The following is a 20,706-nucleotide window of genomic DNA, read 5'->3' on the forward strand; positions in this document are numbered from 1 at the left end:
GCGATGCAAATGGTAACCGTAAATCAACAACGGGCTTTCACCCTGGTAGAACTTATTATTATTATCGTTTTGCTGGGTATTCTGGCCGTAAGCGCTTACCCTCTGTTAGGCGATCGGGCCGGGGTCGATGTTGCTACCCGTCAGGGTGAATTAATGAGTCTGTTGCGATTACAGCAACAGCGAGCCATGCAGGACACGGCCAGCTCCCAATTATATGGTGTTGAGCTTAGCGCTAATCAGGTTGTGGCTATCCCTGGCGATGCAGACGCTAATGTTGAAGCGCCGGGCGCTATTACCCTGTCGCTGCAGACAACTCAGGGTAGTACCATTACCGAACCGGTTTACTTTGATGCTATGGGCTGCCCCTTTGTCGGCGTGGGTAAACCGGCACAACTCTGCAACTTAAATTCCGGATTAGAAATCGTCATCAGCGGCGCAGTAGAACGGCGGGTCTGTCTGCAAAGTCAGGGATATATCCGCGCGGGGCAGTGTACAGCCCCTTAAAAGTCATTAAATGATTAATATTGCCTCTTGCGCTTTGTTTGACAAGCACATAGCATAAAGCATTGTGAGTAAAAATGCGTGACGTCGACAAACGTTCAATAAAACTATAATAACTCCAGCGCAGTGACCGTTTAGCGACTTGCCGCTGCGTTATTTTCAAGCTTGGAATGGGAATATGATGCGACTGGCTCGACTGGCCCTGGTTATGGCTTCTACTTTGACATTCGCCTCGACAGCACTGGCTTATCAAGAAACAGAACAAAGTCAGCTGTCTGTCGGAGAAATATCAAACCAAATTGCGACCTTAGAGACCGAGTACGAGAACTTCTCTAACACCGTTGCGAACTTACTGGAAGAGGAGCGGCAGTTAAAAGAGCGGCTAGCGTCCTTACGTGAGCGCAGCGACTCCCTCGAGCAGCGTCGGCAGTCTGCACTTAATGAAATGAACGAGCGCTATCAGCAGTTGGTGGATGATCCCAGCATTGATATTGCCGGTGCCCAGCAGGCCTATAAAGAAGCGGTGATGGCGCACCAGGAAAACAAAAAAGAAATAAATCAGCTGGTGCAGCAGGTCAATGCCAAGGGCCGCGAAGTTGAAGAAGCGCGAGTCAGCCGGCATACCCTGATAAACGAAATCGAAACCCTGAAAGAACGTCGTAAAACCGCGCGGGTCCAGCGTTTACAAAGAGAGTTTAATCGCACCGGCACCCGTGAGATTAATGAATCTATTACCTGTGATCGCCAGGAAACGCTGGCGCAATGTGAATCACGGGGCAAATTGCTGGCCAAGCAGCAGGCCTCCAAAACGTTTTTAACTGACACCGTTGATAGCCTCACCGAGGCAAGCCTTGCCAGAGAAAACCTTGACGATGTGCGCCCTAACGTACAAATTCTTGGCTCCAGAGTTGTCGATGAAGGGTTCAGCGGCCAGGGTACCTATGGTGTGCAGATGTCGGTTGAGTTGCGTGGTCAACTCGCGGATTCACAATCCTGTGTATTGTTGGGGTTAGACGCCCGTTATTGTAATCAGGCACAGCGCCGGGATAACTACCAGAGTGCCGAAGTTGCCGCAGACAGTTCAGTGATGCATCCGGTAACTGTGCGCTCTAACGTTTACGATGACGAAGTTAAAATCGATGGCGTCAGCTATGGCTCTACGCCGATTGAAGTGATGCTGCCGGGCGGTAAGCACGAGGTTGAAATTTTAAAATATGGCTATGAAACCTTTAGCCGTGAACTTAACCTCAAAGATGCTCAGACTGTTTGGGCTGAGCTGGAAAAGGCCGATTATTCCTTTGCCCGCGGCGAAAAAATTCAGGATATTTTGTATCGTGATGTGCGGGGTCCTGAACTGGTTGTTGTGCCAGCCGGTAACTTTAAAATGGGTGATTTGACCGGTAACGGCTTACCCAATGAACGCCCGGCGACCACTGAAACTATCGAACAGCCCTACGCGATTAGCAGTACTGAGATAACCGTTGCGGATTTTCGTCGTTTCGTCACTGATTCAGCTTATGTTACTGAAGCAGAACAAAGTGGGGACTGTGCACATTTAGTGAACGGCACTCCGCGCTTTGAGCAAAGTATTAACTGGCGTAGCCCGGGCTTTTCTCAGGCTGATGACTCTCCGGTTGTCTGTGTCAGCCTTAATGATGCTAAAGCTTACGCTAACTGGTTGTCCAGAAAAAGCGGTTTTGCCTATACCATACCAACGGAAAAGCATTGGGAATATGCTGCCCGGGCAAAAACCGAAACCGACTTCTGGTGGGGCAACGATATTGGCGTAGGTAATGCAAATTGCCGTAATTGTGGCAGCGAGTGGTCCAATACTCGTACCGCTCCGGTTAAAAGCTTTCAACGCAACCCCTGGGGTCTCTACGACACTGTCGGCAACGTCTGGGAGTGGACTGCCTCTGAACAGGGCTCTCTAGTGCGCGGTGGCGCCTGGAATTTTGCGCCAAGCCTGGCCCGGGTTTCAACCCGGATGAAGTTGCCGGCGGATTTTAGTTCAAACTATATAGGTTTTCGGGTAGTAAGAGCGCAATAGTGTGCCAGTTGCGTTATCATTGCAGTTTTTAGCTTTTAAGTAGGGATTTACCGCTTCATGTTCAAGAAAATTCGCGGCCTTTTTTCCAATGATTTATCCATCGATTTGGGAACCGCAAACACGTTAATCTATGTAAAAGATGAAGGCATCGTGCTTAACGAGCCTTCCGTGGTAGCGATCCGCCAGGAGCGTTCGGGTGGACCAAAAGCTATTGCTGCCGTCGGCTCAGCAGCAAAGCAAATGTTGGGGCGGACGCCGGGCAACATTAAAGCTATCCGGCCAATGAAAGATGGCGTTATTGCCGACTTTTACGTGTGCGAAAAAATGCTGCAGTTTTTTATCAAGCAAGTACACGACAGCAACTACTTTCGTCCCAGCCCCCGGGTCCTGGTATGTGTCCCTTGTGGCTCAACCCAGGTGGAACGCCGGGCAATTCGCGAATCTGCACTGGGTGCCGGCGCTCGTGAAGTCTATTTAATTGATGAACCTATGGCCGCAGCTATCGGCGCCGGCCTGCCGGTATCCGAAGCGACCGGCTCAATGGTTGTCGATATTGGTGGTGGTACCACCGAAGTCGCCATCATCTCGCTAAACGGGGTTGTCTATTCCTCATCAGTGCGTATTGGTGGTGACAAATTTGATGAAGCCATCATCAATTATGTCCGCCGCAACTTTGGTGCCTTGATTGGTGATGCGACGGCGGAGCGTATTAAGCATGAGATTGGCTCAGCATTCCCGGGCGAAGAGCTAAAAGAAATTGAAGTACGGGGCCGTAACCTCGCCGAAGGTGTACCGCGCTCGTTCACACTTAACAGCAATGAAATCTTGGAGGCCCTGCAGGAGCCCTTGATGGGCATTGTCAGTGCTGTCATGGTGGCACTTGAGCAATCGCCACCGGAGCTGGCATCGGATATCTCCGAGCGGGGCATGGTGCTGACCGGTGGTGGTGCGCTACTGAAAGATCTGGATCGTCTGTTAGTCGAAGAGACCGGCATTCCGGTAATCATTGCCGATGACCCGCTGACCTGCGTAGCCCGCGGTGGCGGCAAGGCGCTTGAGATGATCGATATGCACGGCGGTGACTTGTTTAGTTACGAGTAAGCAGCGATTAGTAACGGGGTGACCTAGCGCAGCGATGAAAACATTATTCGTCAGAGGCCCGTCCTTATTGTCCAGGCTAGTGCTCGCACTAGCCTGTTCGTTTTTATTGATGTTTATTGACCACAAGCTTCAGGCGATGCAGCCGGTTCGCTTATTCCTTAACTCACTGGTGACACCGGTTCAGTATCTGGCCATTCTGCCGGAACAAATGCTGACCAGTTTCTCAGACTCCTTCAAAAGCCAGGATCAGCTGGCGTCTGAAAATGAACGGCTGCGGCGGCAACTGCTCGAGCAGCAGGGCCAGCTTCAGCAGCTGAGTTTTTTAACTAACGAAAATAAGCGCCTGCGTGAGTTACTGGGTTCCGAACAAAGAGCTCCCAATCGCCGTATGGTGGCTGAGGTGATAGCGGTCGCTTCTGAGCCTTTTAGTCAGCAGCTGGTGATCAATAAGGGCGCTCTTAACGGGGTGTACGAGGGGCAGGCCGTATTAGACAGTCGCGGCATTGTCGGACAGGTACAGGATGTCGGCAGCAATACGGCAAGGGTTCTGCTTATTTCTGACCAGAGTCATGCGATTCCGCTGCGCTCTGAGCGTAAAGATATCCGGGCGTTGGCTCAGGGTACCGGCGAAATCGGCCGATTGCAGCTGATGTTTGTTCCGCACAGCACCGAGCTTGCGGTTGGCGATTTACTGATGTCTTCGGGGCTTGGGAACGTGTTCCCGGAAGGGTATCCCGTGGCTAAAATAACCGGGATAGAACGCGACGAGTCACTTCCGTTTGCGAAGGTTCAGGCCGACCCGATTTCGCAGCTTGACCGGGTTCGTAATGTGCTGCTGCTGTGGCAAAGTGATGATCCGCAACAGCCAATTTACGAGGGCGAACCTGATGCTTAAGCGCGGCACTATGACCTTAATCATCAGTTATCTGATTGCTCTGGTGCTGATGGTTATGCCTATGCCCGCAGGATTAGATACGTTCCGGCCCGACTGGGTAACGTTGGTGCTGTTATACTGGGTGCTGGCAATTCCGCACCGGGTAAATATGGGTACCGCGCTGGTACTGGGGGTACTCAGTGATATATTGCTGGGCTCGGTGCTCGGGGTGCATGCGCTGGGTATGATTGTGGTAACCTACTTTGTTGCCCGCCACTTTCAGCGTTTCAGAAACTTTTCGTTACCCCAGCAGGCCATCCTGGTTGCTTTTTTAATTCTGTTAAAGCGCATGCTGGTGTTTCAGGCTAACGTTTTTATTCACGATGCCGACTTTACCGCCAGTTATTTTTGGCCGGCTTTGACATCGGCACTGTTCTGGCTTTGGTTGTTTCCGTTACTTCGCAAAATACGGCGCCACTTTGGAGTTAATTAATGGCTCTTATTCTTGCTTCAGCGTCACCGCGCCGCCGCCAGCTGCTTCAGCAAATATGTCCGCACTTTAGCTGTGTTGTTCCTGCGGTAGAGGAATTCCGCCAAGCTCAGGAAAGTGCTTCGGCTTATGTGCAGCGGCTGGCGTTAGATAAAGCCCGGGCCGTGGCAGCGACACTGGATTCAGATGCGTTGGTACTGGGCGCCGACACCTTAATTGACTTTAATGGTCAGGTACTGGAAAAACCCCGCGATAAAAATCACTTTCTTGAAATGATGGCCGCTTTGTCGGGTCAGCAACATCAGGTGCGTACGGCGGTGGCCGTGGTGGCCTGTCAGCCAACCGCGGCTGACAATAATCACCGGGCTGAGGTTATTGAAGTTACCACTGAGGTTGAATTTGGCGAGATCAGTTCTGACCAGGCGCATAGCTACTGGAACACCGGTGAGCCGGTGGATAAAGCCGGTGGCTATGGGATCCAGGGAGCTGCTGGGCGATTTGTTAAACGCATCAATGGCAGCTACACCGGTGTTGTTGGTCTACCTTTATATCAAACAGACGCGTTATTGCAGCGTATGCAAAGTCACTTAAGGAGTCACGATGGGTGTTGAAGTGTTAATGAACGTGACCCCTACAGAAAGCCGTGTGGTGTTGGTTGAGAACGGCATTTTGCAGGAAGTCCATATTGAACGACAGCTTAAGCGCGGCCTGGTCGGTAACATCTACATGGGCAAAGTGTCCCGGGTACTGCCGGGCATGCAAGCGGCATTTATTGATATTGGGCTGGATAAAGCGGCTTTTTTACACGCCTCGGACATTGTCAGTCGCATTGACGGAGAGCCTCTGGAGCGCGACGAGCGCCCCGAGCCCAGTATCACGTCACTGGTTCGCCAGGGTCAGCATATTATGGTTCAGGTCGTAAAGGACCCGCTGGGCACTAAAGGAGCGCGCCTGACCACTGACATTACCTTACCGTCGCGCTATCTTGTCTTTATGCCAAAAAGCGCCCATGTCGGGGTTTCTCAGCGTATTGACGACAATGAAGAACGGGAACGTCTGCGTAATCTGGCCGAAACACTCAGCACTGAGGACGGCCACTTTATTGTGCGCACGGCCGCCGAAGGTAACAACGATGGTGCATTGCGCAGCGACGCAGACTTTTTAACCCGGTTGTGGCAGCAAATAAAAAAACGCACCAAAACCCAGCGCAAAGTCGGCGTCTTATATGAAGACCTAAACTTGTGCTGCCGTGTGTTACGCGACTTTGTCGGTGAACCTATTGAACGAATACGGGTAGACTCGCGCACAACCATAGAGCAACTGAAGCAATTTACCGGCGACTTTATTCCTGAATTAAGTACGGTACTGGAATATTATACCGGTGACCGGCCGATTTTTGATTTGTTTGATATCGAAAATGAAATCCAACGCGCCTTGGATCGCCGCGTCGGTCTCAAGTCAGGGGGCTCGCTGATAATTGACCAGACCGAAGCGATGACTACTATTGATATTAATACCGGCGCCTTTGTCGGTCATCGCAATTTAGAAGAAACCATTTTTAATACGAACATTGAAGCAACCCAGGCGATTGCCCGCCAGCTTCGGCTGCGTAATCTTGGTGGCATTATTATTATCGATTTTATCGATATGCAAAACGAAGAACACAAGCGACGGGTACTGCATAGCCTGGAGCAGGCGCTGGCTAAAGATCGCGCAAAAACCTCGATTAACGGATTCACTACCCTGGGCCTGGTAGAAATGACCCGTAAACGAACCCGCGAGAGCCTCGAGCATGTGCTTTGCGGCGAGTGTCCGGTATGCCGCGGACGCGGCTCAATGAAAACCGTGGAAACCGTGTGTTATGAAATTCTGCGCGAAATTGTACGGGTACACAAAGCCTATGAAGCTGATAAATTTGTGGTTTATGCCTCAGCTGCGGTCAGTGATTTCTTATTAAACGAAGAATCTCACACCCTGGCGGAACTTGAGGTGTTTGTTTCCCGTCAAATAACCGTACAAACAGAAACTCTCTATAATCAAGAGCAATTTGACGTGGTGATGATGTAGTGTCGGTCAGTCGAAGTTTACTTTGGTTGCTAAATAAGATTTGGTTAGCGCTGGCGATTGTGCTGGTGCTGGCCGCTGTGGTGATGAGCGGCCTGCGTTACGCGCTGCCGCATATACCCGATGTGTCCCGGCAGCTGGCGCTGCAAATTGAAGAACAACTGCAACAGCCGGTTGCAATAGAGCAGCTGTCGATGTCCTGGCATCGGCAGGGGCCGGCTATTGACGTTTCCGGCATTAGTCTGCAGTCCGATCCGGCCTCTCCGATTCAGGTTGAGGTTGATACCATCGCTGTGGTTCTGGATTTCTGGAAATCCTTGTTGCAACAGCAGGTTGTGGCGCAGGAATTTATTCTTAATAAAGCCCGCATTAACGTCGATTTAAGGCAATTGCGACAGCAGCAGGAAAGCATCAGTCTGGATCTGCTGGAAAACCTTTTTTTACAACAGCTGGAGCGCTTTTCGTTAACCGAAAGTGAGCTCAACGTAGTTAACCTCGCCGGTAACCGCCGTTCAGTGGTTATTGAACGCTTGTCCTGGCTTAACCAGGGTTCGCAGCACCAGGGTGTGGGCAAGTTCAGGGTGCGCGATTTTACCAGTAACAGCCTGGACTTTATTATTCAGCTAGAGGGTAATGAGCTTGCCAACGCGGATGGGCAGTTTTATGTCGACTCGCGCCAGGTGGATATATCGCCGTGGCTTGAACAACGCCTCGGCGATGTTGATATCACCGAGTCCAGCGTTAACTTTACTAGTTGGCTGACGCTTCGTGACGGGGGTATTTCAGCCGGCCATTTGCAGCTGCGGGATAACCGTATTCAGGCCAACGTGGCGGGACAGGCGGCTAATTTGCATATTCCTTCGGGTGAGGTGGCTATTCAGCCCAGCGGAAACGGCTGGCTGCTGAATGTTCAGCCGATGAGTATAGAGCTTGATGAGCGCACTTTTGAATTGCCGCTGATAGCCTGGCAAAGTGACAGTCAGCAAAACCTTATCAGCAGCGATGCGGTTCCTTTGCACGACTTGCTGCCCTTCGTTGAATGGCTGGCACCTGAGCTGACCGACAAAGTCGCCCGGCAACAACGAGCAGAAACCCGGGCGCACGCCGATATCCGACTGGATCTGACCAGCGACAAGCGGCGTTGGCTGATTATGAGCAATGATCTGCAAAGCGGCGGCAGTGGCGCTATGCCGTCGTGGTCGCCGCTACAGGTTGCGGTGCTGGGCGAAAATAATCGTGGTTGGTGGCGATTGCACAATGATCAGGTCACCCTAAGCAGTTCTGCGTTGTCCAGTCAGCAGGCCTGGCAACTGGGTAAGCTCGATCTCAATGGCTCATGGCAAGCCGACAGTGATGGCTGGCTTGTCAGCATTACGCCGGCTGTGCTGCAGCTGGATGATTTAAATTTAAGTATCACCGGTAATATCCGCGCTGATAAGCAGGGGCCACCACAGGTTGAATGGCATATACACAATGAAAACCCTTTTGCCGTGGCAACAGCACGTAAATTTCTGCCGGAAATAATGGGCAGTGGCGTTAAAAAATACCTTTCCGGGGCTCTGAAAGGCGGCTCTATCGACGGTTTACAGGTACTTTGGCGGGGTCCACTGAATCAGTTCCCTGATGAAAGCATGCAAGGGCTGTTCAATGCGCGGGTCGACTTCTCGCAACTGAATTATCAGTTTCAGCCGAGCTGGCCAGCAGTGCAAGAGCTGCCACTGCGTCTGGATTTCTATCAGAGGGGCCTGAGCATGTTCGCCGATAGCGGGCGTTTAATGGAGGTCGATATTGATCAGGTCGTTGCCCGCATTCCGCAACTGACCGACGCCGAAAAAGGCCTGCAACTGAACAGCCGGATCAGTGCTGCTGGCGCGCAATTACAACCGGTGTTTTCCGCGTCGCCGCTGACCGGTATTGCCGAAGCTCTGCAGCAGGTTCAGCCACAAAACCCGGTCAAAGGCGAGTTTAGCCTGGACATTCCGTTTAATCGTTCGCGGAAAGTGGATGTGTCGGTAAGCGCTGACCTCAGCGGGCAACAAATCTACCTGCCGGCAATTGACCAGCAATTTGGCGTTCGCGGCGGACAGTTACAGATTAACAACGATCAGGTCAGTACCCGTGATTTGCAGTTAAGCTGGTACCAACAGCCGATCGAGGCCGAGGTTTCCGGTAGCCGGGCCGACGGTAACTACGCCCTAACTGTTAATACTGAAGTAGACTGGCAATTGGAACCCTTAATTAAAGCCATGCCGGTTAATGGCTGGGATCAATATTTTCGTGGCGCCTTGCAGGGGCAGGGGCAATTCAATCTCGAGCTGGGGGATAAAATAACAAGCCGCTGGCAATCCAATATCGATATCACCGAAGTGACATCGGACTTGCCGGCCCCTCTTAACAAAGCCTCAGGAGACACAGGTCAGTTGCAGGTAACGATAGAGGGCAGTGGCGAACAGCTGGAAATGCAGTTGTCCATGGCCGATACGCTGCGCTGGCAAAGTCAGTGGCAGTCATCACAATCGGGCTGGCAACAGGCGACATTAAATATCGGCCAGGCACAGCTGCCGGCGGGCATTAAGACCGACGGTTTTTTAATTAATGCCCAGCTGCCGCAGCTTAACGTGGCCGAGTGGTACGATTTAATTTACTTTTTACAGCAGGACTTATCGCCGGATACAGACGATTCAGCAACCGTTACTAAAACCTATCTGCCCGATTATATTCGTGTCGCCAGTGATAGTGTGTCCTGGGCGGGGCAAAGTTTTCAGGATGTTGAACTGACACTGCTGCCGGATTCGCAAGGCTGGGAAGGGTCCGCTCGTGGCGAAGGACTGGCGCTGGTGACCCAAATTCCGGCTCAGTTTACCGAGCAGCCAATAACTGTCGATGCCGACTACATTGAACTGTCGTCAGAACTAGAACTGCAGCGAACCACGCCATTGCGACAAAGTGAACAGCAGTGGCAATGGGTAACTCGCTTGCCGCCGCTGAACATTCGTTGTAAAACCTGTAAGCTGGACGATAAACGGTTTACCGATGTGGTAGCCCGCTTGCAGCCGATTCAGGACGGTGTTGAGTTAACCCGGCTTGAGGCAAGCAGTGAAAATTCGCAATTAACGGCGTCGGGTTCCTGGCTGGTGGGTCAGGAGCAAGCAACCACTCAGGTTAGCGGGACCTTGCAAAGCGAGGATATTGGTGACTTATTGCGGGCCTACAGCCTGGAAACGGCAATCCGCGACAGCGAGGCCGAGGTTGAGTTTGGTCTGCAGTGGAACGATCACCCACACCAGTTTGACGCAAAAAGCCTGGGCGGCGCGATCAACTGGTCGCTGGGGCGGGGTTATCTGGCCGAGGTGAGTGATGGCGGAGCGCGATTATTTTCGCTACTGAGCCTGGACGGAATTCTGCGCAAGCTGACACTCGACTTTCGGGATATTTTTTCCCAGGGCATGTTCTATACCGACTTGTCCGGTAGTGCCCAGATAGCGGATGGTGTGGTAAAAACTGACGATACCCAAATGCAGGGCTCAGCCGGTAACATGGACATCAAGGGAACCACCAACCTGGTTAACGAGAACCTTGACTATCAACTAACTTATGCGCCGAAAGTGACATCCAGCTTACCAGTGATATTAGCCTGGATGATCAACCCGCCCAGTGGGCTGGCAGCGCTACTGATTGATAAAGTCCTGCAGGATGCCGAAGTTATTTCCCAGCTTCGTTATCAGGTGTCCGGTACTATTGGTAATCCCGAGGTGACTGAGGTGGAACGAGACAGTCGTCCGGTTGACATTCCTGAGGTCGAAATCGGTGAGGAGGAAAGTAATAATGACAGCACAATTAACCGCAGTTCAACTCAGCAGTCGGCAGACTCCCGAACAAAACCTTGAGCGCGTTGCGCGCCTGCTGGAGCAGTTGCCGGAGCAACGCCCGCAACTGGTTGTGCTGCCGGAAGCCTTTAGCTGTTTCGGAGCCGGCGATCGGGCGCAGCAGCAGATGGCTGAACAGCCTGGTGAAGGGCCGGTGCAAAAAAGGCTGGCCGAGCTGGCAGCGCAGCATCAGGTTTACCTGATTGGTGGTACCCTGCCACTACAGGCCGGGGAGCGATTTGCCGCGGCTTCGTTATGTTTTGGTCCAGATGGTAGTCAACTGGCCCGCTACGACAAAATACATTTATTTGACGTCGATGTCGCCGATAATACCGGTCAATATCGTGAATCGCGCTGGACGCGTCCGGGAAACCAGATTGTCACCATCGATTGTGGCTTTGCTGTGGTCGGTATGGCGGTGTGTTATGATGTTCGTTTTCCTGAACTATTTAAAGCACTGCGCCAGGCAGGTGCCGATATTATCGCTTTACCATCCGCATTCACTCAGGTTACAGGTGCAGCGCACTGGCATACTCTGGTCAGATCGCGGGCTATTGAACAGCAGGTTTATATGGTGGCTCCCGGCCAATTTGGCGAGCATGAAAACGGCCGCAAAACCTATGGTCATTCATTAATTGTTGATCCCTGGGGGCAGGTGCTTGCAGAGCAGGACCACGGGGAAGCCTGCATTTCAGCAGAATTTGATAAAGTTCAGCTGGACAAAATACGGCAACAAATACCGGTTGCTGAACAAGGCCGGTTTCACGTTTCGCTTACCCAGTAAAGAGGTTTCATGTCCAACAGTAGTAATCAGCCAGTCCCATGGCTAAAACAATGGGATATTGATGAAGAGCAGTTGCAGCGGTCATTAGAAAGTCTGTATACGGGCGCCATTGATTTTGCCGATATTTATCTGCAGAACAGTGTTAATGAGTCCTGGGTGCTGGAAGACGGCATTATTAAAGACGGGGCTTACCATATCGAAACCGGAATGGGCGTTCGCGCTGTTCAGGGTGAAAAGACCGGCTTTGCTTATGCGGATGAGATTACCAGCCAGGCTTTAAAGCGCACCTGCGAGGCGGCTCGCGGTATTGCCCGGCAGGGGCAGAGCAAGTCCGTACAGGCACTGAAAAGTCAGTCGGTTAACGCCCGTTATGCCGGCCATAACCCGTTAAACTCGATGACCGAAGCAGATAAAATCGCTCTGTTAAAGCAGGTTGATGCCCATGCGCGGGCGCAGGATTCCCGCGTTACGCAAGTAGTTGTCAGCCTCGCCGGCAGTTACGACGATGTCACGGTAGCGGCTACCGACGGGACTCTGGCCAGCGACAGTCGTCCACTCGTGCGTTTAAATTGCAGTGTTATTGCCGAGCAGGGCGACCGCCGTGAACGAGGTAGCTCAGGCGGCGGTGCACGGGTAGGCTATGACTATTTCGTATTGCAGGACGGTAAACCGCGCTGGCAAAAATTTGCTGAAGAGGCGGTACGTCAGGCGTTAGTCAATCTGGAGGCGGTGCCGGCCCCGGCGGGAACCATGCCGGTAGTACTTGGCGCCGGCTGGCCTGGTGTATTGCTGCACGAAGCTGTGGGTCACGGTCTGGAAGGTGATTTTAATCGAAAAGGCTCGTCGGCTTACGCCGGTAAAATTGGCGAAAAAGTAGCTTCTGAGCTGTGTACCATCGTCGATGACGGAACCTTGCAGGATCGTCGCGGTTCCATGAGTATTGATGACGAGGGTACCGAAAGCGGCTATAACGTGCTGATTGAAAAAGGCGTGTTAAAAGGGTACATGCAAGATAAGTTAAACGCCGGGTTAATGGGCATGCCGGCAACGGGTAATGGCCGTCGCGAAAGCTATGCGCATTTGCCTATGCCCAGGATGACCAATACTTATATGCTGGCGGGCGAACACCAGCCCGAGGAGATTATTGCCAGCGTTAAACGCGGTATTTATGCTCCACAGTTCGCCGGTGGTCAAGTTGACATTACCTCGGGGCAGTTTGTATTTTCGGCATCGGAAGCCTATTTAATCGAGGACGGCAAAATCACTACCCCGGTTAAAGGCGCCACGTTAATTGGTAACGGACCGGATGCCATGGCACAAGTGTCAATGGTTGGCAATGATCTGGCTCTTGATGAAGGGGTTGGTGTCTGCGGCAAAGACGGACAGAGTTTACCGGTGGGCGTTGGCCAACCGACGTTAAAACTTGATGCAATGACCGTCGGCGGCACCGAGTAATATACGGCATGCAGCAGCCTACTGGCTGCTCATTAATTGACGTAAATAAACGAACAACTGGCGTGAAGCCATCGGCGGTTTTTGGTGCTGCAGTTGCTGTTGATGCTCATGACGCAGGTGCTGCAGGTGCTTTGAGTCGGCAGCGGGGAACTCTTGGCTGAATGCTGTTATGGCTTCATTGCCCTGTTCGAGGATGCGCTCGCGCCACTGTTCAATCGAATGAAAATGCGTGGTGGCCTGCTGTTGACGGCCTGTTACCTGATCCAGAGCAGCCTGAATTGGCTGTACATCACGCAGCCGCATGAGCTTACCGACAAATTGCATTTGTCGGCGAAAAGCTTCGTGCTTTTTTTGGATGCGACGCGCCAACAAAATGGCTTCGCGCAGCTCGTCGTCAAGGGGAATCGTCGCCAGCTGATTATCGGTCAGCTTGACGACCTGCAGACCGGTTGCCTGCAGGGCATCCATTTCACGTTTTAGCTGTGATTTGCTGAGCTGTTCTGAATCAATTGCGGGGTTTTGAGCCGGAGCGTTTTTGTTCGCCATGTGTTCATTCACCAAAATTTTATGCACCGGGCTGACAAGCTCCCATCGAGCGTACGGCCGGTCGTTTTAATTACGCTAAAAGATAAGTTTAGCAGCTTTCGTCAGCCACAAGGTAGCGATTTAAGGAGTACTTTTTGAAAGTTACAAAGGCAGAGTTACAACAACAACTTGAAGAGGTCGAACAGGCCGTTGCAGAAGCGCTGAGTATCGCCGAGCAGCAGGGGGCCAGTGCCGCAGAATGCTCCATAAGTCAAAGTTCCGGTATTTCGGTCGGCACACGGATGGGCGAAGTGGAAACCGTTGAATTTAATCAGGATGGCGCGTTAGGTATCAGTGTTTACCGGGATCATCAAAAAGGCTCGGCTTCAACCACTGATCTTTCCAGTCAAGCGATTGCCGCAGCGGTTAAAAAAGCGTGCGAGATTGCCCGTCACACGTCACCGGATCCTTACAATGGGTTGGCCGATAAAGAGCTTATGGCCGAGGATTATCCGGATTTAGACCTCTGTCATCCGGGTGATCAAAGTGCTGACCATGCTATCGAGCAGGCGCTTAAGTGTGAACGTCATGCCCTGCAACTTGATTCGCGCATCGTTAATTCGGATGGGGCCCAATATGGTTCCCATACTGGTTTTAAAGTTTATGGCAACAGCCACGGATTTTTAGGCGGCTATCTGCAGTCACGGCATAATCTGAGCTGTGTGCTAATTGCCGAGCAGGACGGCAAAATGCAGCGTGATATGAGTTACTCTGTGGCTCGTAAAACGCAGGATCTGGCCAGCGCCGAAGCCATTGCCGAACAGGCCGCCGATGAAACTCTGTCACGGCTGGGAGCGCGCAAAATTGATACCGCCAAAGTACCGGTTATTTTCCGTGCTGATATCGCCAGTAGCCTGTTCGGTCACTTAATCAGTGCCATCAGTGGCGGAAACCTATACCGCAAGTCGAGCTTTTTGCTGAACGCGCTGGGCGAAACAGTGTTACCGGAGTGGCTGACTATTACCGAAAAGCCTCATATCAAAGGCGGTCTGGCGAGTAGTCCCTTTGACAATGAAGGCCTGGCGACTCATCAGCGGGATATTGTTACCAACGGCGTATTGCAAACCTACTTACTGACCAGCTATGCGGCGCGAAAACTGAATCGCCAGCCGACCGGCCATGCCGGCGGCATTCATAACTGGCGTCTCAGCCACGGCGATCAGTCACTGGCACAGTTGTGCCGGCAGATGGGTACAGGTTTGCTGGTTACCGAGCTGATGGGCCAGGGCGTGAATCTGGTAAATGGCGATTACTCCCGGGGTGCTGCGGGCTTCTGGGTAGAAAACGGTGAAATCCAGTATCCGGTAGAAGAAATCACCATTGCCGGTAACCTGAAAGATATGCTGCGTAACATGGTTGCTATCGGCGCTGATGTAGACAAACGGCATGCGCTGCACACCGGTTCAGTGCTTCTGGACGAGTTACGCATTGCCGGGGTTTAGGCTGTATTAAGCTGACAACAGCAAAGTGGCGGTGCCAAGGAAGGCAAAAATACCGACAACATCGGTAACAGTAGTCAGGATGACGCCGCCGGCTAACGCCGGGTCAATATCAAACTTCTTCAGGATCAGCGGTACTGTAACACCGGCGAGTGAGGCTGCCAGAAGGTTAGCCATCATGGCAAAGGCAATGATGCCGCCAACCAGCCAGCTTTGCATCCACAACGCCACCACCGCAGCAATCAATACAGACCAAATGATACCGTTGAGTGCACCGATCGCCAGTTCTTTACCAATAAGCCAGCGTGAATTGCTGGTGCCAATGTGGCCAAGGGCCATGCCGCGAATTACCAGGGTCAGAGTCTGACTACCGGCGATACCGCCCATGCTGGGGACTATGGTATTCAATATTGCTAATACAGCCATCTGCGCCAGAATGTCCTCGAACAGCGAGCTGACCATAGCCGCCAATAATGCGGTTACTAAATTGACAGCCAGCCACACGGTGCGGCGGCGGGTACTTTTTAATACCGGAGCGAAAGTGTCTTCGTCATCCTCCAGACCGGCCATACTCAGCATTGAGTGTTGTGCTTCCTCTCGAATAATGTCGACGACATCATCAATGGTGATACGGCCAACTAATTGCTGATCAGCATCGACAACTGGCGCTGAAACCCAGTCAAAGCGTTCAAACAGTTTAGCGACTTCAGTTTCCTGCATATCTACCGGTATACTGACCACGTCACTGGACATAATGTCACTGACCAGCCGGCTGGTATCGACAGTGACCAGGCGTGAAAGGGCGATTTCGCCAATTAATTGATCGTTACGGTCGGCGACATAGAGCATATCGGTTGCTTCGGGCAACTCACCCTTCAGGCGTAAATAGCGCAAAACAACATCGACAGTAACATCGGCGCGAACGGTGATGGTATCGGTATTCATAATACCGCCGGCCGTGTCCTCGTCATAGGATAAAGCAGTTTCAGCGCGTTCGCGATCGCGCTCGTCCATCGACTTCAGAACTTCCTGATAAACCTGATCCGGCAGACCCCGCAATACATAGGCCAGGTCATCGGTATCCATACCTTCGGTAGCAGCAGCCAGCTTTTCCGGCGCCATTTGGCGAATAATGGATTTCTGAACTTCTTCTGAGAGCTCTTCGAGGATTTCGCCGTGCTCGTCGACATCGACCAGCTTCCAGATAATAGCCCGGCTTTTGGGGGGGGATGACTCCAGCAACAGGGCAATGTCGCAGGCCGGCATGTTGTGCAGCATTCGCCGGGCGGCAACGTACATTCCGTCAGCTAGCGCGTCGTTGACTTCCTGGATACGCTGTTGAGCGTATTCTTTGTCAGAAAGTTCGGCAGCCATGGTCAGACATCTTCCTCAAAACGTTGTTCAAACAGTTCAGTTACAGCGGCCAGCGCCTGCTCGGCCTGGTTGCCCTCGGCACAAACCTGAACCTGTTTACCTTGTTTGCCGGCCAGCAGCATTAAGCACATAACACTACCGGCATCAACTGCCTGGCCGTCCTGCTCGACGGTAATTGACGCATCAAAGCGTTGCGTTAATTGCGCTAATTTGGTTGCGGCCCGGGCATGCAGACCTAGTTTATTTCGGATAATCAAGGTTTTGCACAGCATCGTCTTAGTCTGCCATTTCGCGGTGACGAACCTGAATTTTGGTCGCCGTTTGCCTGAATCGTTCGGCCAGCTGCTCGGTAATATAAACGGAACGATGCTGACCGCCGGTGCAGCCGGTTGCAATAGTCAAATAGCTGCGGTTCGCCCGCTGAAAGTGCGGTAACCAGGTGGCAAGAAAGTTTTCGATCTGATGAATGTATTTGGCGACCAATGACTGCTGGCGAAAATAATGTTTTACATCATCATCAAGCCCGCTGAGTAACTTTAATTCGGGTTGCCAATGGGGATTTGGCAAAATACGGGCATCAAACAGGAAGTCTGCGTCCTTCGGTAGGCCGTATTTAAACCCAAATGACTGAAACACAATGATCAGCTTCTTTTCCGCCCGGCCCAGCACCCGCTCGGTTACCTGTTCACTTAATTGGTGCAGTGACAGGTTACTGCTGTCAATGCGCCAGCAGGCTCTTTCCATCATCGGCTCGAGCAACTTATGCTCTAGCTTTAAGGCATCAATCAACGGCAGTTCTTTTTGCGACAGTGGATGCAGGCGGCGAGTCTCGCCAAAGCGTTGCAGCAGTGTTTGATCATCCGCGTCGACGAATAAAATTTGTGGTTCAACTTCAGAGGGTAAAAAATCGAGCGATTCCAGCAATTCGTCAGAGTTTTCGGGTAAGTTGCGAACATCAATACTAATGGCAATGCGGTCGTACTGCGCCATAACAGCGTGTACTAAGGTTGGTAATAAGGCAATTGGCAGGTTATCAACACAGTAGTATCCTAAATCCTCAAGTACCCGCAGGGCGATGGTTTTACCTGAGCCGGAACGACCACTGACAATGATTAACTGCATGCTCCGCCATTATCCTCGTTAACAAATATGTGGTATAAATCCTGGTCCTGGTCGGCCTGACGCAATGCTCGGGTGCAGGTTTTATCGTTCATCCGCCGGGCAACCGCAGCCAGTGTCTGCAGATGATTTTCATGTTCCGATTCGGGAACCAGCAAAGCAAAAATAATATCAACGGGCTGGCTGTCAATGGCATCAAACTCGATCGGTTCAGCCAGCGTCAGTAAAACAGCGACCGGTTGCGAAGCTTTACTTAGGCGGCCATGAGGGATTGCAATACCTAAGCCAATACCGGTACTGCCCAACCGCTCGCGGTTAAGTAAGCTTTCAAAAATATCGTCACGGCTTATGCCCGTGAGTTTGGGAGCAGCTATACGGCTGATGGTTTCCAGCACACGTTTTTTGCTTGCTCCCTCGACTGCACTCCTGGTGCAGTCGGGGCTTAAAAACTCAGAAAGTTGCATGATTAATGCTTATTCATTTTCTCTTTATGTTTAATAACTTGACGATCGAGCTTGTTAATTAAGCTATCGATAGCCGCGTACATGTCTTCATGTTCTGCATCGGCAAAAATCTCGCCACCATTAACATGTAAATCCGCCTCAGCGATTTGTGCAGTTTTCTCTACTTTCAGGATGACGTGCACATTGTTGATATGATCGAAGTGTCGCTCAAGTTTGGCGAACTTAGTATCAACGTAATCACGCAACGCATCGGTGATATCGATATGATGACCGGTCAAATTAATTTGCATAACGTCTTCCTTCTTTTTGCTTACAGATTAAATCAGACTTTTGCGCTGACTCGAGGAGGCAATATTCAATGACTCCCGATACTTTGCAATCGTCCTTCTGGCTACTTTGATACCCTGCTCCGCAATCAGTTCAGCAATTTTACTGTCACTTAACGGCTTTGCCGGGTTCTCGGCAGCAACCAACTTCTTAATTAAAGCACGAATTGCCGTACTTGAACACTCACCACCAGCTTCGGTATTGACGTGGCTGGAAAAAAAGTACTTTAATTCAAAAACACCGCGTGGGCAGTGCAGAAATTTTTGGGTTGTCACTCGCGAAATTGTGCTTTCGTGCATATCTACAGCTTCGGCAACATCATTAAGTACCATGGGTTTCATGGCTTCCTCACCATGCTCGAAAAAACCTTGTTGCCGCTGCACCACAAAGTTAGCGACTTTTAATAGGGTTTCGTTGCGACTTTCCAGGCTTTTTATAAACCAGCGAGCTTCCTGGGTGTGCGATTTAATGTACTGGTTGTCGGCGGCATTTTTTGTGCTTTTACTTAATGCTGCATACTCTTCGTTGACCTTTAGCCTGGGGACGCTGTCAGGGTTCAGTTCAACCATCCAGCGACCCTGCTTTTTACGCACTGAAACATCCGGAATGACATACTCGACCGGCTTTTGCGCTATGGCATCGCCGGGGTGTGGTTGCAGTTGCTGAACTAACTGAAGAATCTCTTTTAGCTGCGGCTCCGTTACTTTCATCTTACGCATTATGGTGCGGTAATCGCGGTTACCCAGCAAGTCCAGGTGTTGCTCGATTAACTCGATAGCCGCTGGCTTCAGTTGATGGTCGGCAAATAACTGGCGTAACTGAATGATCAGGCACTCAGAAACTGAGCGGGCGGCGACTCCGACCGGGTCAAATTGCTGCAGCCGGTTGAGCACCATATTGACTTCTTCAACGCCAATCTCAGGATTGTTTAGCGCCGCCACAATGTCATCGGTGTCGGTCCGCAGATAACCAGTATCGTCAATGGACTCAATAATGATTTCGGCAATGGCCTCATCTTCATCGGAAAAATGAGAAAGCCGCATTTGCCAGAGTAAGTGGTCCTGCAGCGATTCGGATGTCTCACCCTGGTAGCTTTCGCCGTCACCGTCAAAGCTCTGGCCGGAGCCAGAACTGCTGCTACCGGGCGTCGATGACGTGTAGGTATCATCCCAGCTACTGTCTACCGGCAGGTCATCGGGCAACTGGTCATTATTAATGACATCCGATGTTTCCTGCTGGCTTGTGTCTGTGGCTGAGGTTTCTGGGGACGCCTCGGCTTCTGACGGAAGTGCCTCGTTGTCGGTTTCGACTTCCAGTAACGGGTTGCTGTCCAGAGCCTCCTGAATTTCCGCCTGCAGATCCAGTGACGACAGTTGCAACAGCCGGATAGCCTGTTGCAGCTGAGGTGTCATGGTTAGCTGCTGACCGATTTTTAGTTGAAGGCTTTGTCTCATGCTTGCACTCCCGGCGTTACGCTATGAGGGTTATAGAGTGAACTGCTCACCGAGGTAAACGTCTTTAACCTGTTGATTAGCCAGTATACTCTCCGCATCACCACTGGCAATCATTTGTCCGTGACTGACGATATAAGCATGTTCGCACACCGATAAGGTTTCGCGTACATTATGGTCAGTAATTAGTACGCCGATACCACGATTTTTCAGGTGCTCTATAATTTTCTTGATGTCCAGAACCGAGATTGGATCAACGCCGGCAAAGGGCTCATCCAACAAAATAAAGGTTGGTTCTGCCGCTAATGCGCGCGCAATTTCTACTCGCCGCCGCTCGCCGCCGGACAAACTCATGCCCAAGCTATTGCCAATGTGGCCGATACTAAACTCTTCTAATAAGGCGTCCACTTTTTCTTCTCGTTGTACAGCACTTAACTGTTTGCGGGTTTCTAATATCGCCATTAAATTGTCACGTACACTGAGTTTCCGGAAAATCGAAGCTTCCTGCGGCAAATAACCAATACCTTTGCGGGCACGTTCATGCATGGGCAGTAGCGTTAAGTCATCGTCGTCCAGATAAATTTGCCCTTTATCGCTGTTAACCAGGCCAACAATCATATAAAAGGTGGTAGTTTTACCGGCGCCGTTAGGCCCTAACAGGCCGATAACCTGGCCCTGGCTGACTTGCAGGCTGACATCTTTAACCACCTGCCGGCGCTTATAACTTTTTGCTAAGTGACGAACCGATAAAGTAGACATAAA

General features: G+C 51.5%; 19 protein-coding genes. 11 read left to right on the forward strand and 8 right to left on the reverse strand.

All coding sequences use genetic code 11. From position 1 onward, the window contains the following. The first annotated feature begins 9 nt into the window (after positions 1-9). From LG288_RS01540 to tldD, 10 genes are all read left to right on the forward strand, one after another. Positions 10-504 (forward strand): prepilin-type N-terminal cleavage/methylation domain-containing protein, encoded by a 495-nt coding sequence (locus LG288_RS01540; protein WP_404401342.1) that lies wholly within the window; start codon positions 10-12, stop codon positions 502-504. Between the two features lie 175 nt (positions 505-679). After that, positions 680-2,551 (forward strand): SUMF1/EgtB/PvdO family nonheme iron enzyme, encoded by a 1,872-nt coding sequence (locus tag LG288_RS01545; RefSeq protein ID WP_404401344.1) that lies wholly within the window; start codon positions 680-682, stop codon positions 2,549-2,551. Between the two features lie 57 nt (positions 2,552-2,608). Next, positions 2,609-3,652, forward strand: coding sequence for a rod shape-determining protein (locus tag LG288_RS01550; protein WP_404401346.1), 1,044 nt, complete (start codon positions 2,609-2,611; stop codon positions 3,650-3,652). Between the two features lie 34 nt (positions 3,653-3,686). Then, complete coding sequence (gene mreC / locus LG288_RS01555; protein ID WP_404401348.1) at positions 3,687-4,547, forward strand: rod shape-determining protein MreC; 861 nt, start codon at positions 3,687-3,689, stop codon at positions 4,545-4,547. Further along, the gene (gene mreD, locus LG288_RS01560; protein WP_404401350.1) at positions 4,540-5,019 is read left to right on the forward strand and encodes a rod shape-determining protein MreD; all 480 of its coding nucleotides are present in this window, start codon (positions 4,540-4,542) and stop codon (positions 5,017-5,019) included. Before mreC ends, mreD begins: the two co-directional genes overlap by 8 nt. Beyond that, complete coding sequence (locus tag LG288_RS01565) at positions 5,019-5,627, forward strand: Maf family protein (protein ID WP_404401352.1); 609 nt, start codon at positions 5,019-5,021, stop codon at positions 5,625-5,627. The genes mreD and LG288_RS01565 overlap by 1 nt, the downstream gene beginning before the upstream one ends. After that, on the forward strand, positions 5,617-7,083 hold the full coding sequence (rng, locus tag LG288_RS01570) for a ribonuclease G (protein ID WP_404401354.1): 1,467 nt from the start codon (positions 5,617-5,619) through the stop codon (positions 7,081-7,083). The genes LG288_RS01565 and rng overlap by 11 nt, the downstream gene beginning before the upstream one ends. After that, on the forward strand, positions 7,083-10,967 hold the full coding sequence (locus LG288_RS01575) for a YhdP family protein (RefSeq protein ID WP_404401356.1): 3,885 nt from the start codon (positions 7,083-7,085) through the stop codon (positions 10,965-10,967). The genes rng and LG288_RS01575 overlap by 1 nt, the downstream gene beginning before the upstream one ends. Continuing rightward, positions 10,906-11,730 carry a carbon-nitrogen hydrolase family protein gene (locus LG288_RS01580; RefSeq protein WP_404401358.1) on the forward strand — a complete coding sequence of 275 codons (825 nt, stop codon included), beginning with the start codon at positions 10,906-10,908 and terminating at the stop codon, positions 11,728-11,730. The genes LG288_RS01575 and LG288_RS01580 overlap by 62 nt, the downstream gene beginning before the upstream one ends. 9 nt (positions 11,731-11,739) lie before the next feature. Beyond that, the gene (tldD, locus tag LG288_RS01585) at positions 11,740-13,185 is read left to right on the forward strand and encodes a metalloprotease TldD (RefSeq protein ID WP_404401360.1); all 1,446 of its coding nucleotides are present in this window, start codon (positions 11,740-11,742) and stop codon (positions 13,183-13,185) included. An 18-nt stretch (positions 13,186-13,203) separates the two neighbouring features. Here tldD and yjgA read toward each other — a convergent pair whose 3' ends face one another. After that, positions 13,204-13,731 carry a ribosome biogenesis factor YjgA gene (gene yjgA, locus LG288_RS01590; RefSeq protein ID WP_404401362.1) on the reverse strand — a complete coding sequence of 176 codons (528 nt, stop codon included), beginning with the start codon at positions 13,729-13,731 and terminating at the stop codon, positions 13,204-13,206. 134 nt (positions 13,732-13,865) lie between these two features. Between yjgA and pmbA the strand changes: the two genes are divergently transcribed. After that, positions 13,866-15,212, forward strand: a complete 1,347-nt coding sequence (gene pmbA, locus LG288_RS01595; RefSeq protein WP_404401364.1) for a metalloprotease PmbA — start codon at positions 13,866-13,868, stop codon at positions 15,210-15,212. A gap of 6 nt (positions 15,213-15,218) precedes the next feature. On the opposite strand, the gene mgtE is transcribed toward pmbA, so the two are convergent. From mgtE to lptB, 7 genes are read right to left on the reverse strand one after another with little or no spacing between them, the layout of a single operon-like run. After that, positions 15,219-16,583 (reverse strand): magnesium transporter, encoded by a 1,365-nt coding sequence (gene mgtE, locus LG288_RS01600; protein WP_404401366.1) that lies wholly within the window; start codon positions 16,581-16,583, stop codon positions 15,219-15,221. Between the two features lie 2 nt (positions 16,584-16,585). Further along, the gene (locus LG288_RS01605) at positions 16,586-16,855 is read right to left on the reverse strand and encodes an HPr family phosphocarrier protein (protein WP_404401368.1); all 270 of its coding nucleotides are present in this window, start codon (positions 16,853-16,855) and stop codon (positions 16,586-16,588) included. A 4-nt stretch (positions 16,856-16,859) separates the two neighbouring features. After that, on the reverse strand, positions 16,860-17,705 hold the full coding sequence (gene rapZ / locus LG288_RS01610; protein ID WP_404401370.1) for an RNase adapter RapZ: 846 nt from the start codon (positions 17,703-17,705) through the stop codon (positions 16,860-16,862). Beyond that, a complete protein-coding gene (gene ptsN, locus LG288_RS01615) occupies positions 17,696-18,166 on the reverse strand; it encodes a PTS IIA-like nitrogen regulatory protein PtsN (protein WP_404401372.1) in 471 nt (156 codons plus the stop codon). The genes rapZ and ptsN overlap by 10 nt, the downstream gene beginning before the upstream one ends. 2 nt (positions 18,167-18,168) lie before the next feature. Continuing rightward, positions 18,169-18,456 carry a ribosome hibernation promoting factor gene (gene hpf, locus LG288_RS01620; RefSeq protein WP_404401374.1) on the reverse strand — a complete coding sequence of 96 codons (288 nt, stop codon included), beginning with the start codon at positions 18,454-18,456 and terminating at the stop codon, positions 18,169-18,171. A 27-nt stretch (positions 18,457-18,483) separates the two neighbouring features. After that, complete coding sequence (locus LG288_RS01625) at positions 18,484-19,947, reverse strand: RNA polymerase factor sigma-54 (protein WP_404401376.1); 1,464 nt, start codon at positions 19,945-19,947, stop codon at positions 18,484-18,486. A 30-nt stretch (positions 19,948-19,977) separates the two neighbouring features. Continuing rightward, entirely contained in the window at positions 19,978-20,703 is a 726-nt protein-coding gene (gene lptB / locus LG288_RS01630) for an LPS export ABC transporter ATP-binding protein (RefSeq protein WP_404401378.1), read from the reverse strand. Positions 20,704-20,706 lie beyond the last annotated feature (3 nt).

The organism is Idiomarina seosinensis (assembly GCF_044797955.1).
GTDB classification, from domain to species: domain Bacteria; phylum Pseudomonadota; class Gammaproteobacteria; order Enterobacterales; family Alteromonadaceae; genus Idiomarina; species Idiomarina seosinensis_A.

Coding starts and splice junctions, on each gene's coding strand:
- LG288_RS01540 (WP_404401342.1), top strand. CDS start 10: ATGGTAACCGTAAATCAACAACGGGCTTTCACCCTGGTAGAACTTATT.
- LG288_RS01545 (WP_404401344.1), top strand. CDS start 680: ATGATGCGACTGGCTCGACTGGCCCTGGTTATGGCTTCTACTTTGACA.
- LG288_RS01550 (WP_404401346.1), top strand. CDS start 2,609: ATGTTCAAGAAAATTCGCGGCCTTTTTTCCAATGATTTATCCATCGAT.
- mreC (WP_404401348.1), top strand. CDS start 3,687: ATGAAAACATTATTCGTCAGAGGCCCGTCCTTATTGTCCAGGCTAGTG.
- mreD (WP_404401350.1), top strand. CDS start 4,540: ATGCTTAAGCGCGGCACTATGACCTTAATCATCAGTTATCTGATTGCT.
- LG288_RS01565 (WP_404401352.1), top strand. CDS start 5,019: ATGGCTCTTATTCTTGCTTCAGCGTCACCGCGCCGCCGCCAGCTGCTT.
- rng (WP_404401354.1), top strand. CDS start 5,617: ATGGGTGTTGAAGTGTTAATGAACGTGACCCCTACAGAAAGCCGTGTG.
- LG288_RS01580 (WP_404401358.1), top strand. CDS start 10,906: ATGACAGCACAATTAACCGCAGTTCAACTCAGCAGTCGGCAGACTCCC.
- tldD (WP_404401360.1), top strand. CDS start 11,740: ATGTCCAACAGTAGTAATCAGCCAGTCCCATGGCTAAAACAATGGGAT.
- yjgA (WP_404401362.1), bottom strand. CDS start 13,731: ATGGCGAACAAAAACGCTCCGGCTCAAAACCCCGCAATTGATTCAGAA.
- mgtE (WP_404401366.1), bottom strand. CDS start 16,583: ATGGCTGCCGAACTTTCTGACAAAGAATACGCTCAACAGCGTATCCAG.
- LG288_RS01605 (WP_404401368.1), bottom strand. CDS start 16,855: ATGCTGTGCAAAACCTTGATTATCCGAAATAAACTAGGTCTGCATGCC.
- rapZ (WP_404401370.1), bottom strand. CDS start 17,705: ATGCAGTTAATCATTGTCAGTGGTCGTTCCGGCTCAGGTAAAACCATC.
- ptsN (WP_404401372.1), bottom strand. CDS start 18,166: ATGCAACTTTCTGAGTTTTTAAGCCCCGACTGCACCAGGAGTGCAGTC.
- hpf (WP_404401374.1), bottom strand. CDS start 18,456: ATGCAAATTAATTTGACCGGTCATCATATCGATATCACCGATGCGTTG.
- LG288_RS01625 (WP_404401376.1), bottom strand. CDS start 19,947: ATGAGACAAAGCCTTCAACTAAAAATCGGTCAGCAGCTAACCATGACA.
- lptB (WP_404401378.1), bottom strand. CDS start 20,703: ATGTCTACTTTATCGGTTCGTCACTTAGCAAAAAGTTATAAGCGCCGG.